We start from the raw sequence: 16,751 nt of genomic DNA on the forward strand, positions 1-16,751 counted from the left end.
CTCAGTCAACGTAGGTTTTCATGATTTCCGTGAGCCAGGCCATAAACAGATGCACCCGGCGGGAAAGATTGCGGCGATGGGGATAAATGAGCGACACCGGCATCGGTCTGGCGCGGTACTGCGGCAGGATCTCCAGCAGCTTTTTGGCGCGCAGCGCGTCACGCACGCCGACCCTTGGCACCTGAATAATCCCGAGTCCGGCGAGGGCCGAGGCGTGGTAGGTCTCGGTGCTGTTGACCGTCAGGACGCCGCCGGTCTTGATCCAGTGGCTAATGTCGCCATCAAAATATTCGAACCCCTGGGGGCGGGTGCCGAGATGCGTCGCGTAGTGCACCACCGCATGGGAGGCTAAATCATCCAGCCCGTCCGGATAGCCAAAACGCGACAGATAATCGGGGCTGGCGCAGTTAATCACCGACAGCCTGCCGAGCGGGCGGGCGATTAAGCCCGAGTCCTTCAGGGTGCCAACGCGCACCACGCAGTCAAACCCTTCGCGGATCACATCCACCAGCCGGTCGCTGCTGCTCAGCTCCAGTTCAATGCCGGGATACTGCTGTAAAAAAAGCGGCAGTTTGGGGATGACTAAATTTCGCGCAACGCCTGCCGGCATATCCACTCGGATCCTTCCGCTGACGCTGGCAGGGTCGTGCAAAAAAAGACCATCCAGTTCATCCATGTTTGCCAGCAGATCTTTGGCCCGCTCGTAATAGACCATGCCGTCCTGCGTCAGGCTGACGCGCCGCGTGGTGCGGTGCAGCAACTGCGTGCCAAGCCCGTTCTCCAGCGCCTGAATCTGGCGCGATACGCTACCTTTAGGAAGGCCCATTGAGTCCGCGGCGCGGGAAAAACTCTCCAGTTCAGCGACGCGAATGAACAGCTGCATTGCGTGAATTTTATCCATAGGGAGCGCTCATTGTTGTTAAGTTTGAAACAGTGAAGCGTTGCAGAGCGTATTTATTGATTTTCTATCACCTAATAAGCTCTTTCTCAATCACCACAACAGCCGAAACGAGGTTTCTTATGACTGAACGTATTGCAATAGTGACTGGCGGCAGCCGCGGGCTCGGTAAAAACGCGGCATTGAAGCTGGCAGCGAAAGGTGTCGGGATCCTGCTCACCTTCAACCGCAGCGAGCAGGAAGCGCTTGATGTTGTACGCGAAATTGAGCAAAAAGGGGTGAAAGCGGCAGCATTGCAGCTGAACGTCGGCGATGTCGCCAGCTTTGAGCGTTTCGTTACTCAGGTGACCGAAAAACTGCATTCGGTATGGCAGCGTAACACCTTCGATTATTTGTTGAACAACGCCGGCGTGGGTTTATACGCCCCTTATGTGGAGACCACGGAAGCCCAGTTTGATGAAGTGATGAACATCCATTTCAAAGGACCCTTCTTTCTGACCCAGGGCCTGTTACCGCTGATGAAAAACGGCGGGCGGATCCTCAACGTCTCATCCGGTCTGGCCCGTTTTGCCCTGCCGGGCTCCAGCACCTATGCGGCGATGAAAGGGGCGATGGAAGTGCTCACCCGCTATCAGGCCAAAGAGCTGGGCGCGCGTGGCATCACCGCCAATATTATCGCCCCCGGGGCCATCGAAACCGATTTTGGTGGCGGTCGCGTGCGTGATAATAAAGAGATCAATCAGCAGATTGCCTCCCAGACGGCGCTGGGACGCGTCGGGCTGCCGGACGATATCGGCGATGCGATTGCCGCGCTGCTCAGTGACGAACTCGGCTGGATGAATGCCCAGCGCATTGAAGTTTCCGGAGGGATGTTCCTGTAAGCAGGTGCCGGGGAGGGATCCCCGCGGCACGTTTAGTCGTACTCTTTTCTTAACAGCCCAAACAGCCAGTCGTTATGCCACTCGCCTGCCAGCCAGTAGCTTTCGCGCAGTTCACCTTCCAGCACAAACCCCACTTTTTCCAGCAGGCGTTTCGAGGCCACGTTGCCCGCCGTTACCGTGGCGGTTAAGCGGCGGATGCCCCCCTGAGTAAAGGCGTAATCGCACACTCCCTGTAAAGACTCAAAGCCGTAGCCTTTTCCCTGTGCCTGCGGAGCAAACAGAAAGCCCACTTCGGCGCAGTCATCATCATGATGGATATAGCCCGTGACCCCGAGCGGCGTCTGGCTGGCGTTATCGCGCACTACCAGGCACAACCAGTGGGCGCTGCCCGGCGTCCACGCGGGCAGACGCGCCGTAAAGGCTTGGCGGATGGCCTCTTCCGGGCGGGCTTCGGCGACGTAGCGCATCACATCGGGGTGTTGCTGCAGCGAGAGAAAAAAGGGCCAGTCTTCTTCCTGTAACGGGGAGCAAGTTAAACGCGGGGTGTGCAACACAGGCATGCCAGATCTCCGGGAGCTTTTGTAAATGATTTTAACATTATCACTGAAATAGTAGCGGTTATCGGTTATGTTTAATCTGGTATAACCACTTAAAAAATAAACACTCTCCGTTAGCTGCGCCTGAATCTTTGCGCGGCATTTAAAGGAAAATGATGACCCTCAGTAATTCGCACGTGATCCGCGAGCAGTTTGAACGCTGTCTGGGAATTATTCGTCAGGCCTCCGTGGAGATCCTGCTCCTGTTAAAGGTGCATGTTGCCGAAGGCAAAGATCCCCGTTGGTTCCTTGAGCAGCTGGATTCCGCCAGGCTGGCGTTGGGCGGCTGGGCGAGCGTGGCGAAACGGCTGAACCTCAACGATGCCGAGCTGTCGCAGTTCACCCTGCAGCTGCGGCTTTTACAGCAGCGGGTTCCGCAGTATGAGAGCGGGCAGGAGGTGAGCGATAACCAGCTGATTGCCGCGATGCGCTTCGTCACGGCGCTGGAACACCTGCGTTTGCAGCAGCCGCTGCTGACCTACAGTACGGAATTGAGCCCCGGCGATGAGCTTCGCCAGCAGCACGCCCAGAAACAGGTGCGGGCGCTGGAGCTGATGATGAAAGGGCTGATCGTGCAGGCCTGGCCGGACCCGACGCGCCTGAACAATCATCTGAAAACCTTGTTTGGTGCCGATCGGGTTCGTCGCTGGCTGCAGCAGGGCGAACGCAACGACGCCCTCGGCGGCATGATGTTTAGCGAGCTGGCGCTGATGCTGGTGGATAAAAAAGAGTATTCCCGCTCTTATTCGGCGCTGTTCAGCGATCCGGCCCTGCTGACGTTAATGGTGGAGCCGCGTAAAACGCTCCAGTCCTTTCTTGATGATATCCGGCTGATCCGCAATAACATTATTGCCCGGCAGCCGCTGACCTCCGCTCAACTCCTCCTGCTGGATAACTATTACGCCCAGATCGCCAGCCCCGTTCAGCGCGCCTTTAACGAGGGCCGCACCACCGTGAACCCGACGGGGCTGATGGCAGAGGGCACCCACGAGCTGGATCTCTTTTGGGAGAACGCGAGGAAAAAAAATCAGCTCACAGGCGACGACATCTTTGAGGTGCGCGACACCATCGATAAACCGAACCGTCGGCCTGCGCGTACCCCGGAGCAGCGCGATTACCTGATCTCGGTTGTTCTGTGGGGCGCGGTCGGGGTGATGGTGATGGGCATGCTGATGATGGGCACCTGGCTGTTAATAGAGAGCAGCGGCCCGACCCAGGCGGCCAGCACCGTGGCACCCCCTGTGAAGACGGTGGCAACGGAAGAGATGCGCGAGACGCCTTCCTCCCGCGAAACGCTGACGCGTATGGGCGTCACCTGGGATGAGAATAACTTCCGCGCGGCAATCGACAGAAACGACACCCGCGTGGCGAAGCTGTTCCTGAAGGCGGGAATGGAGTGGAAACTCTCCTGGACCGAGCATGCGCTCTCCATGAACCATCGCGAGGTGCTGGACCTGCTGATGCGCTACCGTCTGCAAATGGGGCAGGAGAAGCCCTGCCGGCAGTTTATCAATACCCTCGGGCACGCTATGGCAGGCGGAGAGCCGCTGACGGATCTGCGTAAAGAGTATCTCCAGGCCTTCTGCACCGTTCCGGCGGTGGTTGAGCGACAGCGGCATGATATGGACCAGGCGAAGCGGCGGGCGCAGGCCCAGCCGGACGCCAGCACCAAAAAATGGCAGACCATTCAGACGGCCATTTATGAGGTCATCCGCTGACACGGCGGGGAGTTACGGCTCCCCGTACAGGCCAATCAGTCTACGCACCACGCCGTTGGTCCAGCCAAACCCATCCTGCAGGGGATACTCACCCCCGCCGCCTTCCCGGGGCTGGCTGCTGGCGATGTGATACTTCTCAATCAGCTTGTGATGCGTTTTGTAGAAGTGGTTCACCGTGTGCAGCCAGCTCCAGGCAATTTCATCCCCCAGGGAGTCGTTACCGTATTGCTTGAACCCCTGGATCGCCATCCACTGCAGCGGTGCCCAGCCGTTGGGTTTATCCCACTGTTCGCCGGTTTCGTACTCGGTGGCAAGAATTCCGCCCGGCGTCAGGAGCCGCGCTTTTACCGCATCGGACAGGCGTTCAGCCTGTTCATGGGTGCACATGCCGACGTACAGCGGCACGATGCTGGCCGCGGAGAACAGCGCCAGCTGCTCCCGACGCCAGTCGTAATCGCGATAGCAGCCGTTCTCGTCATCCCACAGATAGCGGTTAACCGCCGCGCGGCGATCGCTCGCCTTCTGGCGGAAGAGTTCTGCGGTCTCTTTATCCCCTTTCGATGCCGAAATATTGGCGATGGCGCTCTCCAGCTTGAACAGGAAGGCGTTGAGATCGATAGGGATAAACTGGGTGGTGCGAATACTCGCCAGCCGGCTCGGATCCCGCAGCCAGCGGGAGGAGTAGTCCCAGCCGGAAGCGGCCCCGGCGCGCAGGTCGCGGTAGACCTCGTTAGGCGGACGACCGGAGTGGCGGGCGGTTTCGACGTCCTCTATCCAGGATTCGTCACGCGGCGTGTCACGGTCATCCCAGTAGCGGTTGAGCAGAGAGCCGTCCGGCATACGTACCGCGCTACGGTAGGCCTGGTTGAGCAGCAGCGACTCCGCGCCGTCCATCCAGAAGGCGTACTCCATTTTCAGGTGATCCAGATAGCGCTTGGCGCCGCGCACGCCATCCTCTTCAAACAGCTCCACCATCAGGGCAAACACCGGCGGCTGGGAGCGGCTCAGGTAGTAGGTGCGGTTCCCGTTAGGAATATGGCCGTACCTTTCGATCATCCACGCAAAGTTATCCGCCATGCATTTAAGCATGTCGTGGCGGCCGCTCTCGGCCAGCCCCAGCATGGTGAAGTAAGAGTCCCAGTAATAGGTTTCGCTGAATCGCCCGCCGGGCACAATGTAGGCCTGCGGCAGCGCCAGCAGCGATGACCAGGGGATGTGATCCTGCGGCTCGCGGGTCAGCACCGGCCACAGGGTGTCGATATGGTCTTTGAGCGAGAACGAAGGATCCGAAACATATTCGCTCGACATGACTTCCGGCAGCCAGAAGTGGTTTTCCACGAACTGGCGCAGGTCAAAGTCCCGGTGGCGTCTCACCTTCCGGTAACGGATGAGAATATCCAGCGGATCCATCTTGGGCGCGCAGTCGGGGAAAGTTTTGCTGTCGGCAAAGAGTCGCGACGACTGCACATGCTCGAAAAGCTCAAGGTAGCGATCGGCAGGGGTGAGCGCATCGGATGCGGGCAGCCCTTCAATCATTTCGGGTTCCGGTTCCGCCTCGAGCATTTCATCCAGTTTTAACTCGCAGGGATCGATTTCGTAGAGAAGTTCTTGTTCTATGTCGAACTCTACGGTCTCTACAGTGCGTATATTCTGGTTGAACATGGTGGTCAGGACCTCCGGTTTACGTTGTCTCAGGTCTGGTTTTATCCGGTTGCCTACTAATCTTAGACATTCGCTTCGGTCTGTGGTGAGGGAAATGTGCGGTAGATCACGTTTTGTGATTGAGGGAAATAGGAGGTTGCTGGAGCCATGTTGATGTTTTTAGGGCAGTAAACAGGGCATCCAGCAGTAAAAAGGGCAGATAAAATTCGGATCTTTCGCTATGCAGCAGAAAGGGGATCAGGCGACGACATCCTCTTCCTGACCAAAGCGATAGTCTTCAGCGCGTTCAAAAATATCATCAGATGAAAGACGGGCGCGGAAACCCCTGCCTTCCGGCTGAATCACGATCTGCAACGAGTCTGACAGTGCTACGGGTTCATCTTTACTGTCGGTGCCGATGACGCTATTCGGAGCGAACGGCGCAACGGCCTGAGCAAACGCCTCCTGCATCTCTTCATGGGTTTTATACGCCGCATCCTGGATGTTGAGAGCACTGTGAATCAGCGCGCAGTCAAGCATGGTGCCAGGCAGCCAGTCACAGGATGAGGAGTATGCCGCGCACCAGGTCAACTTGCTGTCCTCAGTGAGTGCTTCCAGCAGATAGGTTTTGCTTCCTGCAAAGCAGGAGCCCAGCATTAATCCCTTGATGTTAAATTTGCGGGAGTTTTCATTGATTCTCGTAAGAATGTGCTTGATGGAAACATCCCCGACATGGGTTTTACTGCCATGCGCCGCCACATAAACGATGGTGTTGTCGAACTTCTGACGACACAGGCACTCCAGCGCAACATCAAAGCTGCTTTTGTTGTAGAAGTTCAGGCAATAGACCTCGGTATTGCCATGCATCTTCGCGATCCCTTGTACAAACGGCAATACCGACGAGCGATGGGCATCGTGATCGTCGAGCTTCCACGGAGATTCCAGAACCAGAATGGCATTCTTATTGCTGTTAATTGGCATAAAATAGACACCTAAGTGAAATTAATTATTTATTGGATTAATAACGCTATGTATTTGAACTTTTATCTCATCGGCCAACTCTGCAAATAATTGTCCAAAATCGATATTGTTTCGCCACGCTGAAATAAGTAATTAAGAGATTCCACTCCGTCGTCATCGTTTCAGATGACAACTTCAAACCAGGGATCCTTATGAACCTTAACGCGAAGCGTCAGGGCGTTACGCCTTTTTCTTTTGAAAAACCTGAAGAATATAAATCCACTATAACAGAACTGGTAGGGCTGCTGGAAAGCCGCCATTTTGCGTGGCTGGATATTTGTGAAGGAGAGAACAAAGCGATTATTTTTCGCAGCAATCTGAAGAAAAGTGTATTCCGCAATATTCAGTTTGGTAGTTTAATAATTAACCGCTGTTATATCGACGGACTCTGTTTTGAGAATTGTGATTTGCGCAATATCTTTTTCTCAAATAGTACCGTGACGCAGCCCATTCATTTACGTCACTGTGATGTTGCGGGGATGCGTCTGTTAAATATGCCGTTAAGGATGTTTATTTTTGAGGAGTGTACCGGCGTCGGGCAGATTGTGATTGCCTGACACCGGTCGCTATGCGTGATTAACGCATGGTCACAAACTCTTCTGCCGCCGTCGGGTGAATAGCCACGGTATTATCAAAGTCTTTCTTAGTCGCACCCATTTTCAGCGCCACCGCAAAGCCCTGCAGGATCTCATCCATACCAAAGCCGATACCATGAATGCCGACGATCTTCTCGTCCGGGCCAACGCACACTAATTTCATGCGGCACGGCTGGCGGTGAGAGGTCACTGCGGTATACATGGCGGTGAAGGCGGATTTATACACTTTCACCTGGTCGTCGCCATAGTGCGCGCGCGCCTGCGGTTCGGTTAAACCGACGGTGCCGATTGGCGGATGGCTGAAGACCACGGTCGGGATGTTGCTGTAATCCAGGTGCTCTTCCGGTTTGTTGTTAAACAGACGCTCGGAAAGACGACGACCCGCGGCCACGGCCACCGGGGTCAGTTCGACTGCGCCGGTGTTATCGCCCACGGCGTAGATGCCTGATACGCTGGTGTTCTGGAACTTATCGACAACGATATAGCCTTTCTCGTTGGTTTCAACGCCCGTGACGGCCAGGTTGAAGTTGTCGTTTGCCGGTTCACGACCAATGGCCCAGATCAGGCAATCCACGGTCTGGCTGCGGCCATCTTCCAGCTCCAGGGTCAGGCTGCCGTCGGCGTTTTTCACTACTGCCTTCGGAATCGCTTCAGTGTGCAGATGCGGGCCTTCGGCATTCATCACTTCTACCAGCGTATCCACAATCAGCGGGTCGAAGTTGCGCAGCGGGGCGTGTTTACGCACAAACAGGTGCGCTTCAGCGCCCAGACCGTTAATCACACCCGCCAGCTCCACGGCGATATAACCTGCGCCCACGATAGCGACGCGTTTCGGCAGGGCAGGCAGTTCGAAGAAACCGTCAGAGTCGATGCCGTATTCCGCACCCGGAATAGCCGGGTGGCTCGGACGGCCACCGGTAGCGATCAGGATATGATCGGCGGTGATCGTCTCGCCGTTGACTTCGATCGTCTTCGCATCCACAAAGCGGGCAAAACCACGGATCACGTCGACGTTGTTCTTGCCCAGCACGTTATCGTAGGAGGTGTGAATACGATCGATGTAGGCGGTACGGCTGGCGATCAGGCGATCCCAGTCGAAGTTGTTGATGGTGGTGTCAAAACCGTAATCCGGGCCATAAAGATGGATAGCCTCGCGGATCTGCGCCGCATGCCACATCACCTTTTTCGGTACACAACCGACGTTGACGCAGGTGCCGCCGAGGTCTTTCGCTTCAATCAGCGCGCACTTCTGGCCATACATGGCCGCACGGTTAATCGAGGCGATGCCGCCGCTGCCGCCACCGATAGCGATGTAGTCATAATGCTTAGTCATGGTCTTATCCTTAATCGTTAATTGCCGCGATTGTATACCTGAAATCAATAGTTTCCATCGATGGCTGCGATTACTCTGGCACGATCCAGCTGACGGTCGTGTGGCCCGTTCCGGCCGGAACCAGCTTTTTGTGCAGCCACGGCAGAACGTTATTCATCTGCGCTTCGAGCTTCCACGGCGGGTTAACCACGATCATGCCGGAGGCAGTCATGCCGCGTCGATCGCTATCCGGAAGAACCGCCAGTTCAATTTGCAGGATCTTACGGATGCCGGTGGCTTCCAGGTCTTTGATCATGCGCTTGATCTGCGAACGCAGCACCACCGGATACCACAGGGCATAGGTGCCGGTGGCAAAGCGTTTATAACCCTCGTTGATGCCCGCAACCACCGCCTGATAGTCGCTTTTGATTTCGTAAGGCGGGTCGATCAGCACCAGGCCGCGACGGGAAACCGGCGGCAGCTTCGCTTTCAGCTGCTGGTAGCCGTCCGATTTCTCCACGCGCGCGCGGCTGTCTTTCTGGAATTCGGATCGCAGCAGCGGGTAGTCGCTCGGGTGCAGTTCGGTGAGCTGAATGCTGTCCTGCTCGCGCAGCAGCTGGCGGGCAATCAGCGGCGAGCCCGGGTAGTAGCGTAACTGGCCGCTGCGGTTGAAGTGGTTGATCACGCTGATGTAGGGCTCAAGCTCTGCCGGCAGGTCGTCCTGCTGCCAGATACGGGCGATACCTTCCAGATACTCCCCGGTGCGCTCGGCGTGTTCCCCGCTCAGCTGATAGCGGCCCGCGCCAGCATGGGTGTCCAGATAGAGAAACGGCTTATCTTTCTCTTTCAGCGCTTCGATAATCAGGCTCTGAACGGTATGTTTAAGGACGTCGGCGTGGTTGCCCGCGTGAAAGCTGTGGCGATAACTGAGCATGGGTAGATAAATTCCAGATAATGTCGATTGGCCACAGTTTACAGCAGAACGGCACAGATTACCCGCAGGCCCGGCACGCGGTGTCGCAGCGGCCGTTTTTCTGTCACCGCAGCCATTGAAATTCACTACACTTAACCCCATCCTGGAACAATATGCTCGCGCAGGATGCGCGCTTCATTCACTCATTTAACAGGACAGTGTTTATGACCAACCCATTACTGACGCCTTTTTCGTTGCCACCGTTCTCCTCCATTCTGCCTGAACATGTTGTCCCCGCGGTCACTAAAGCGCTGGACGATTGCCGTACCGCAGTCGAGAGCGTGGTTGCGCAAGGCGCGCCCTATAGCTGGGAAAACCTGTGTCAGCCGCTGGCGGAAGTGGATGATGTGCTTGGCCGCATCTTCTCCCCGGTCAGCCACCTGAACTCGGTGAAAAACAGCCCGGAACTGCGTGAAGCCTACGAACAAACCCTGCCGCTGCTGTCGGAATACAGCACCTGGGTCGGACAGCACGAGGGGCTGTACAAAGCGTACCGCGATCTGCGCGATGGCGATCACTATGCGACGCTGAACATCGCCCAGAAAAAGTCTGTCGATAACGCCCTGCGTGACTTTGAACTGTCGGGCATCGGCCTCGCGAAAGAGAAACAGCAGCGCTACGGCGAAATCGCCACCCGCCTGTCTGAGCTGGGCAACCAGTACAGCAATAATGTCCTGGATGCCACCATGGGCTGGACGAAGCTGATTACCGACGAAGCGGAGCTGGCGGGCATGCCGGAGAGCGCGCTGGCGGCAGCAAAAGCCCAGGCCGAAGCAAAAGAGCAGGAAGGCTACCTGTTGACCCTGGATATCCCGAGCTATCTGCCGGTGATGACCTACTGCGACAACCAGGCTCTGCGTGAAGAGATGTATCGTGCCTACAGCACCCGTGCCTCCGATCAGGGCCCGAACGCCGGTAAATGGGACAACAGCCCGGTAATGGCCGAAATCCTCGCCCTGCGTCACGAGCTGGCGCAGCTGCTGGGCTTTGACAGCTACGCGGATAAATCCCTCGCCACCAAAATGGCCGAGAACCCACAGCAGGTGCTCGATTTCTTAACCGATCTTGCAAAACGCGCCCGTCCACAGGGTGAGAAAGAGCTGGCCCAGCTGCGCGCCTTCGCGAAAGCGGAGTTCGGCGTGGATGAACTGCAGCCGTGGGATATCGCGTACTACAGCGAGAAGCAGAAACAGCATCTCTACAGCATCAGCGATGAGCAGCTGCGTCCGTACTTCCCGGAAAACAAAGCCGTTAACGGCCTGTTCGAAGTGGTCAAACGCATTTACGGCATCACCGCGAAAGAGCGTAACGATGTGGACGTATGGCACGACGACGTGCGTTTCTTCGAGCTGTATGACGACAAAAACGAACTGCGCGGCAGCTTCTATCTCGACCTGTACGCCCGCGAAAATAAACGCGGCGGCGCGTGGATGGACGACTGCGTGGGCCAGATGCGTAAAGCCGACGGCTCGCTGCAGAAGCCGGTGGCCTACCTGACCTGTAACTTCAACCGTCCGGTAAACGGCAAGCCTGCGCTGTTCACCCATGACGAAGTGATCACCCTGTTCCACGAGTTTGGTCACGGCCTGCACCATATGCTGACCCGCATTGAAGCGGCAGGCGTTGCCGGTATCAGCGGTGTGCCGTGGGATGCCGTCGAGCTGCCGAGCCAGTTTATGGAAAACTGGTGCTGGGAGCCGGACGCGCTGGCGTTTATCTCCGGCCACTATGAGACCGGCGAGCCGCTGCCAAAAGCGCTGCTGGATAAGATGCTGGAAGCGAAAAACTACCAGGCGGCGATGTTTATTCTGCGCCAGCTGGAGTTCGGCCTGTTCGATTTCCGCCTGCATGCCGAGTTCAGCCCGGAGCAGGGCGCGAAGGTGCTCGAAACCCTCGCGGAGATCAAAAAGCAGGTTGCCCTTATTCCAGGCCCGGCCTGGGGTCGCTTCCCACACGCGTTCAGCCACATCTTTGCTGGCGGTTATGCGGCAGGGTACTACAGCTACCTGTGGGCGGACGTGCTGGCGGCAGACGCTTACTCCCGCTTCGAAGAAGAGGGGATTTTCAACCGCGAAACCGGTCAGTCGTTCCTGGATAACATCCTGACCCGCGGCGGTTCCGAAGAGCCAATGGAGCTGTTCAAACGCTTCCGTGGCCGCGAACCACAGCTGGATGCGATGCTGGAGCATTACGGCATCAAGGGTTAATTGATTCGTGAAGATTCATTTAGTAGATGAAACAGGCGCCGGAGACGGCGCCTTATCTGTTCTGGCGGCCCGCTGGGGGCTGGAACACGATGAAGAGAACCTGATGGCGCTGGTGATGACTACAGCGCATCTGGAATTACGTAAACGCGACGAGCCCAAACTCGGCGGCATTTTTGTCGATTTCGTCGGCGGGGCGATGGCGCACCGGCGTAAGTTCGGCGGCGGCCGCGGTGAAGCGGTGGCGAAAGCCGTCGGGATCAAGGGCAGCTATCTGCCGGATGTGGTGGATGCCACGGCGGGACTCGGGCGCGATGCCTTTGTGCTGGCCTCGGTGGGCTGTCGGGTGCGGATGCTGGAGCGTAACCCGGTTGTGGCGGCGTTACTGGATGATGGCCTGGCGCGCGGCTATGCGGACCCGGAAATCGGCGGCTGGCTCCAGGAGCGGCTGCAGCTGATCCATGCCTCAAGCCTGACGGCGCTGACCGACATCACCCCGCGTCCGCAGGTGGTCTATCTCGACCCAATGTTCCCGCACAAGCAGAAAAGCGCGCTGGTGAAAAAGGAGATGCGGGTATTTCAGTCGCTGGTGGGGCCGGATCTGGATGCGGATGGCTTGCTGGAGCCTGCCCGTCTGCTGGCAACGAAGCGCGTGGTGGTGAAACGCCCGGATTACGCACCGCCCCTGGCGGAAGTTGCGACGACCAATGCGGTGGTGACCAAAGGCCACCGGTTTGATATTTACTCCGGCACGCCGGAGGAGGGTGCGGCCTGATGCCCCTCACCCCAACCCCTCTCCCCATAGGGGCTAGGGGCTCGATCGTTCCCTCTCCCCTATGGGGAGAGGGCCAGGGTGAGGGGCATTTCCCATCCCACTTACTCGTCGTCTTCGTCGCGCAGCGGCACAATCAACATATCAACGTGCACGGTGTTAATCAGCTGGCGGGCTGACGACATCAGCTTGCTCCAGAAGTCCTGGTGATGGCCGCAGACCACCAGATCCATATCGTATTTCTTGATGGCATCAACCAGCACCTGGCCCAGATCGCCGCTGCCGCTCAGGGTTTCGGTGATCGGATAGCCGGCATTGGTGGAGAGTTCGGTCAGCGCCTGGTGGGTCTCTTCGGAGATACGCTTCTGCATATCCCCCAGATTCACGTCAATCAGGCCGGTATAGAGATCGGAGTAATTTACGTCCACGTGAATCAAGGAAACTTTCGCATTGTACGGACGCGCCATGGATACCGCTTTATCAACCAGCACTTTGCTCTCCGGGGAGAGGTCAACAGCGATCAGAATATGTTTATAAGCCATAGTGTTACTCCTTCCTTAAGTTATCGATGACCAATGCGTGTAGCAGTCGTCTACCTGCTTTCATTACGGCCCAGTTAAACAAAATTTTCAAGCATTGGTGTTGATAACGATTAACCTTGTGGCAAAAAAATTAACGGATCTCCTACACTATTGAATAAGCCGTTCGGATAATAAAATGTGAAGCCGATCCGCTTTTGAGTCTCTCTTTCACTGAACCGTCTGTCAGGGCATGGGTGCGGTAGTCCCGAAGCGTTGCTTCGTGGGCGGACGCCGGGGAGGAAGTATGATTAGCACCGTCGCATTGTTTTGGGCGTTATGTGTGGTTTGCATTGTGAATATGGCGCGTTATTTCTCATCCTTGCGCGCGCTGTTAGTGGTACTGCGTGGCTGCGATCCGTTGCTTTATCAATATGTGGACGGCGGGGGCTTCTTCACCTCGCACGGGCAGCCCAGCAAACAGATGCGCCTGGTGTGGTATATCTACGCCCAGCGCTATCGCGATCATCATGATGATGAGTTTATCCGTCGCTGTGAACGCCTGCGTCGTCAGTTTATTCTGACCAGCGCGCTGTGCGGCCTGGTGGTGGTGAGCATGATTGCTCTCCTCATCTGGCATTGAGCGCAAAAAAAAGCGGGCCAGTTACCTGACCCGCTCTTATCGTTATCTGCCTGCGATTAGATGAATTGCAGGGAGATCCAGTACAGACCGCCAGACAGCAGAATCGATGCCGGCAGGGTAAATACCCAGGCCATCAGAATGCTGGTCACGGTTTTGCGTTGCAGACCGCCGCCATCAACCAGCATGGTACCCGCCACGGATGAAGAGAGAACGTGGGTTGTGGATACCGGCATACCGGTGTAGCTGGCGAGACCGATAGAGACTGCCGCCGTCATCTGAGCGGACATCCCCTGGGCATAGGTCATGCCTTTCTTACCGATCTTCTCGCCAATGGTTGTCGCCACGCGACGCCAGCCAACCATCGTACCCAGACCCAGCGCCAGTGCGACCGCCATGATGATCCAGATAGGTGCGTACTCGATGGTGTTCAGCATGTCCACTTTCAGTTTCTTCAGCAGACGTTGGTCGTCAGAAGAGACTTCAGGCAGCTTAGACACTTTATCAGTCACGTCGGAGATGCACAGCATGATGCGACGCATCTGGCCACGCTGCTCTGGAGTGAGCTTGTCGTAGCTTTCGACGTCCGTCAGCATGCCTTTAGCGCGCTCCAGGGCATTGATCGCATTAGCCGGGTGGCAGTGGAACTCGCCTGGGGCGGTGGTTGCACCTGCTTCCGGAGAAGGGATCAGTTGGTCAACGCCGGTCGCTTTTTTCAACAGATCAGGACGCTGCTGGAAATAGGTTTCAACGTTGTTAATGGCGTCACGGGTACGGGTAATTTCGTAACCGGTAGCATTCATATTCACCACGAAGCCAGCAGGTGCCACGCCAATCAGCACCAGCATCACCAGACCGATGCCTTTCTGACCGTCGTTAGCGCCGTGAGAGAAGGCCACGCCGATAGCAGAGATGATCAGGGCGATACGCGTCCAGAATGGCGGCTTTTTCTTACCGTCTTTCTTTTCACGCTCGGCTGGCGTCAGGTGGATACGGGCACGTTTTTTAGTGCCGCTCCAGTAACGACGCAGCAGGAAGATTAAACCACCCGCCACAACCAGACCGACAATCGGGGAGATAATCAGTGAACCGAAAATACCCAGAACTTTAGGGATGTTCAGCGCGTCCACCACAGACGTACCGGTCATCAGCGCGTTGGTTAAACCAATCCCGATGATAGCGCCGATCAGCGTGTGAGAACTGGATGCTGGCAGGCCGAAATACCAGGTACCGAGGTTCCAGATAATTGCAGCAAACAGCAGAGAGAACACCATAGCAAGGCCATGGCCGGAGCTGACATTCAACAGCAGATCCGTTGGCAGCATATGCACAATCGCGTAGGCTACGCTCAGACCCCCCAGAAGAACGCCAAAGAAGTTAAACACCGCAGCCATCACTACCGCAACCTGCGATCGTAATGCCCGAGTGTAGATAACCGTTGCGACTGCGTTCGCAGTGTCATGGAAGCCGTTAATCGCTTCGTAGAACAATACAAAGGCCAGAGCAAGCAAGAGTAAAAGCCCGGTATGTAAATCCAGGCCGGCAAACAAATGTAGCATAGGACGTTACGCCATCTTGAGGACATGAACGCGGCGCATTATCCAGGACAAATGCGCAACGGGCAAAGTGAAATATAGCTTTTTTTTGATTTGCCTACTGACATAAGCGTAGCAGTAAAAGAATTATTTTTTAGATTTCAATTAAATGAATGAAATTGCAGATCTTTGCGCTGGTGCGTTTCTTGAGGAAACTTTACAATTCGCGCCCCCAAAACAGGAGGATCGATACGTGGAAAAGTATGATGCCATCATTATTGGCGCCGGTGCGGCAGGTTTATTCTGTGCGGCGATGGCCGGACAGGCAGGGCGCCGGGTTCTGCTGCTCGATAACGGCAAAAAACCAGGCCGAAAAATCCTGATGTCGGGCGGCGGGCGCTGCAACTTTACTAACCTTTATATCGAGCCTGCGGCTTATCTGAGCCAGAACCGTCATTTTTGCAAATCTGCGCTGGCACGTTATACCCAGTGGGACTTCATCGACCTCGTAGGGAAACACGGCATCGCCTGGCATGAGAAAACGCTGGGGCAACTTTTTTGCGACGATTCTGCGCAACAAATCGTCGATATGCTGGTGGCGGAGTGTGAAAAAGGCGAGGTTACCTTACGACTGCGCAGCGAAGTGCTGGAAGTGGCGCGAGACGATGCGGGATATACCCTGCAACTAAACGGTGAAACCGTGAGCGCCGAAAAGCTGGTGATCGCCAGCGGCGGGCTCTCGATGCCGGGACTGGGGGCGACGCCGTTTGGCTATAAAATTGCCGAACAGTTTGGCCTGAAGGTTTTGCCCACCCGCGCCGGACTGGTACCCTTCACCCTGCACAAACCGCTGCTGGAACAGCTGCAGACGCTGTCCGGGGTCTCTGTACCTTCGGTTATCACTGCCGAAGACGGGACGGTGTTCCGTGAGAATCTGCTGTTCACCCATCGCGGCCTCTCCGGTCCGGCGGTGCTGCAAATCTCCAGCTACTGGCAGCCGGGCGAGTTCGTCACCATCAATTTAGTACCGGATTGCGATCTCGAGAGTTTCCTCGACGAGCAGCGCGCGGCACACCCTAATCAGAGCCTGAAAAACACCCTGGCGATGCAGCTGCCGAAGCGGCTGGTGGAGTGTCTGCAACTGCTGGGGCAGATCCCTGACGTATCCCTGAAGCAGCTCAACACCCGCGAGCAGCAGGCGCTGGTCGACACCTTAACCGCCTGGCGCGTACAGCCGAACGGCACCGAAGGCTACCGCACCGCGGAAGTGACGCTGGGCGGGGTGGACACCAACGAGCTCTCCTCGCGCACCATGGAGGCCCGCAACGTGCCGGGACTCTACTTTATTGGCGAAGTGATGGACGTCACCGGCTGGCTGGGCGGCTATAACTTCCAGTGGGCGTGGGCCAGCGCCTGGGCCTGCGCAGAAGCGCTGGCGGAGAAGTAG

At 56.5% G+C, this 16,751-nt stretch carries 15 protein-coding genes; 7 read left to right on the forward strand and 8 right to left on the reverse strand.

Going from position 1 to position 16,751, the window contains the following annotated elements:
- Position 1 precedes the first annotated feature (1 nt).
- Entirely contained in the window at positions 2-901 is a 900-nt protein-coding gene (locus tag ACOYA6_RS20370) for a LysR family transcriptional regulator (RefSeq protein WP_039032459.1), read from the reverse strand.
- 119 nt (positions 902-1,020) lie between these two features.
- Here ACOYA6_RS20370 and ACOYA6_RS20375 point away from each other — a divergent pair, with 119 nt between their 5' ends.
- A complete protein-coding gene (locus tag ACOYA6_RS20375; RefSeq protein WP_039032460.1) occupies positions 1,021-1,779 on the forward strand; it encodes an SDR family NAD(P)-dependent oxidoreductase in 759 nt (252 codons plus the stop codon).
- 32 nt (positions 1,780-1,811) lie between these two features.
- Here the strand turns inward: ACOYA6_RS20375 and ACOYA6_RS20380 are convergent, their stop codons facing one another.
- Positions 1,812-2,339, reverse strand: coding sequence for a GNAT family N-acetyltransferase (locus ACOYA6_RS20380; protein ID WP_039032461.1), 528 nt, complete (start codon positions 2,337-2,339; stop codon positions 1,812-1,814).
- 152 nt (positions 2,340-2,491) lie between these two features.
- On the opposite strand from ACOYA6_RS20380, the gene ACOYA6_RS20385 reads away from it, so the two are divergent.
- A complete protein-coding gene (locus ACOYA6_RS20385; protein ID WP_039032462.1) occupies positions 2,492-4,093 on the forward strand; it encodes an STY4199 family HEPN domain-containing protein in 1,602 nt (533 codons plus the stop codon).
- 12 nt (positions 4,094-4,105) lie between these two features.
- Here the strand turns inward: ACOYA6_RS20385 and ACOYA6_RS20390 are convergent, their stop codons facing one another.
- Together ACOYA6_RS20390 and ACOYA6_RS20395 are read right to left on the reverse strand one after the other, a co-directional pair.
- Positions 4,106-5,755, reverse strand: coding sequence for an alpha,alpha-trehalase (locus ACOYA6_RS20390; RefSeq protein ID WP_039032463.1), 1,650 nt, complete (start codon positions 5,753-5,755; stop codon positions 4,106-4,108).
- A gap of 237 nt (positions 5,756-5,992) precedes the next feature.
- Complete coding sequence (locus tag ACOYA6_RS20395; RefSeq protein ID WP_422655293.1) at positions 5,993-6,715, reverse strand: hypothetical protein; 723 nt, start codon at positions 6,713-6,715, stop codon at positions 5,993-5,995.
- A gap of 191 nt (positions 6,716-6,906) precedes the next feature.
- On the opposite strand from ACOYA6_RS20395, the gene ACOYA6_RS20400 reads away from it, so the two are divergent.
- Positions 6,907-7,311, forward strand: coding sequence for a hypothetical protein (locus ACOYA6_RS20400; RefSeq protein ID WP_039032465.1), 405 nt, complete (start codon positions 6,907-6,909; stop codon positions 7,309-7,311).
- Positions 7,312-7,330: 19 nt separating this feature from the next.
- On the opposite strand, the gene gorA is transcribed toward ACOYA6_RS20400, so the two are convergent.
- Entirely contained in the window at positions 7,331-8,683 is a 1,353-nt protein-coding gene (gene gorA / locus ACOYA6_RS20405) for a glutathione-disulfide reductase (protein ID WP_139563793.1), read from the reverse strand.
- Between the two features lie 70 nt (positions 8,684-8,753).
- Positions 8,754-9,596, reverse strand: coding sequence for a 23S rRNA (adenine(2030)-N(6))-methyltransferase RlmJ (locus tag ACOYA6_RS20410; RefSeq protein ID WP_039032467.1), 843 nt, complete (start codon positions 9,594-9,596; stop codon positions 8,754-8,756).
- 203 nt (positions 9,597-9,799) lie between these two features.
- Between ACOYA6_RS20410 and prlC the strand changes: the two genes are divergently transcribed.
- Both prlC and rsmJ read left to right on the forward strand, forming a co-directional pair.
- Positions 9,800-11,842, forward strand: coding sequence for an oligopeptidase A (gene prlC, locus ACOYA6_RS20415; protein ID WP_422655294.1), 2,043 nt, complete (start codon positions 9,800-9,802; stop codon positions 11,840-11,842).
- A 7-nt stretch (positions 11,843-11,849) separates the two neighbouring features.
- A complete protein-coding gene (gene rsmJ / locus ACOYA6_RS20420; protein WP_422655295.1) occupies positions 11,850-12,614 on the forward strand; it encodes a 16S rRNA (guanine(1516)-N(2))-methyltransferase RsmJ in 765 nt (254 codons plus the stop codon).
- A gap of 101 nt (positions 12,615-12,715) precedes the next feature.
- On the opposite strand, the gene uspA is transcribed toward rsmJ, so the two are convergent.
- A complete protein-coding gene (gene uspA / locus ACOYA6_RS20425) occupies positions 12,716-13,153 on the reverse strand; it encodes a universal stress protein UspA (RefSeq protein ID WP_032615029.1) in 438 nt (145 codons plus the stop codon).
- A 283-nt stretch (positions 13,154-13,436) separates the two neighbouring features.
- Here uspA and uspB point away from each other — a divergent pair, with 283 nt between their 5' ends.
- Entirely contained in the window at positions 13,437-13,772 is a 336-nt protein-coding gene (uspB, locus tag ACOYA6_RS20430; protein ID WP_032615027.1) for a universal stress protein UspB, read from the forward strand.
- A 56-nt stretch (positions 13,773-13,828) separates the two neighbouring features.
- Here the strand turns inward: uspB and pitA are convergent, their stop codons facing one another.
- A complete protein-coding gene (gene pitA, locus ACOYA6_RS20435) occupies positions 13,829-15,328 on the reverse strand; it encodes an inorganic phosphate transporter PitA (protein ID WP_039032469.1) in 1,500 nt (499 codons plus the stop codon).
- Positions 15,329-15,557: 229 nt separating this feature from the next.
- Between pitA and ACOYA6_RS20440 the strand changes: the two genes are divergently transcribed.
- A complete protein-coding gene (locus tag ACOYA6_RS20440; protein ID WP_139563791.1) occupies positions 15,558-16,751 on the forward strand; it encodes a BaiN/RdsA family NAD(P)/FAD-dependent oxidoreductase in 1,194 nt (397 codons plus the stop codon).

It is taken from the genome of Leclercia barmai (genome assembly GCF_049312895.1).
GTDB classification, from domain to species: Bacteria; Pseudomonadota; Gammaproteobacteria; order Enterobacterales; family Enterobacteriaceae; genus Enterobacter; species Enterobacter barmai.

Excerpts from the sequence above, each read along its gene's own strand:
- ACOYA6_RS20370 (WP_039032459.1), bottom strand. The coding sequence starts at position 901 with ATGGATAAAATTCACGCAATGCAGCTGTTCATTCGCGTCGCTGAACTG.
- ACOYA6_RS20410 (WP_039032467.1), bottom strand. The coding sequence starts at position 9,596 with ATGCTCAGTTATCGCCACAGCTTTCACGCGGGCAACCACGCCGACGTC.
- ACOYA6_RS20390 (WP_039032463.1), bottom strand. The coding sequence starts at position 5,755 with ATGTTCAACCAGAATATACGCACTGTAGAGACCGTAGAGTTCGACATA.
- pitA (WP_039032469.1), bottom strand. The coding sequence starts at position 15,328 with ATGCTACATTTGTTTGCCGGCCTGGATTTACATACCGGGCTTTTACTC.
- ACOYA6_RS20375 (WP_039032460.1), top strand. The coding sequence starts at position 1,021 with ATGACTGAACGTATTGCAATAGTGACTGGCGGCAGCCGCGGGCTCGGT.
- ACOYA6_RS20380 (WP_039032461.1), bottom strand. The coding sequence starts at position 2,339 with ATGCCTGTGTTGCACACCCCGCGTTTAACTTGCTCCCCGTTACAGGAA.
- uspA (WP_032615029.1), bottom strand. The coding sequence starts at position 13,153 with ATGGCTTATAAACATATTCTGATCGCTGTTGACCTCTCCCCGGAGAGC.
- ACOYA6_RS20385 (WP_039032462.1), top strand. The coding sequence starts at position 2,492 with ATGACCCTCAGTAATTCGCACGTGATCCGCGAGCAGTTTGAACGCTGT.
- prlC (WP_422655294.1), top strand. The coding sequence starts at position 9,800 with ATGACCAACCCATTACTGACGCCTTTTTCGTTGCCACCGTTCTCCTCC.
- ACOYA6_RS20395 (WP_422655293.1), bottom strand. The coding sequence starts at position 6,715 with ATGCCAATTAACAGCAATAAGAATGCCATTCTGGTTCTGGAATCTCCG.
- gorA (WP_139563793.1), bottom strand. The coding sequence starts at position 8,683 with ATGACTAAGCATTATGACTACATCGCTATCGGTGGCGGCAGCGGCGGC.
- uspB (WP_032615027.1), top strand. The coding sequence starts at position 13,437 with ATGATTAGCACCGTCGCATTGTTTTGGGCGTTATGTGTGGTTTGCATT.
- ACOYA6_RS20400 (WP_039032465.1), top strand. The coding sequence starts at position 6,907 with ATGAACCTTAACGCGAAGCGTCAGGGCGTTACGCCTTTTTCTTTTGAA.